Genomic DNA, 279 nt, shown 5'->3' with positions numbered 1-279 from the left:
ATGAGAGAGGGTGGTGTTAGCAAAGGCTCAGGTGTTTCCTGTTCGATGAGTTGGCTCAAACAGTTCATTACATGCTGTTTTGAGGGGTGCCCGCATCGCAGAGATTCCTCAACCGCTTGCTCAACCAGCTGTTCGTCGTGATGAAGTACCAAGGCCAATATCTCGACCATTTCTCGATCACCACCTTGTCGTCGAAGTAAATACTTTTGAATGGACTTGAAGCTGTCTGGCAAGGTCTCGAACGGTGCGCCGTTACGCAGTGCTCCTGGTTTGCGTTGA

General features: G+C 50.2%; 1 pseudogene. It reads right to left on the bottom strand.

Going from position 1 to position 279, the window contains the following annotated elements:
* Positions 1-279, bottom strand: a pseudogene (locus tag A3763_RS28505) (IS21 family transposase); the annotation flags it as partial.

The organism is Oleiphilus sp. HI0128 (genome assembly GCF_001635365.1).
The sequence above is the reverse complement of the archived record's forward strand: the minus strand, read 5'-3'. Positions and strand labels throughout refer to the sequence as shown.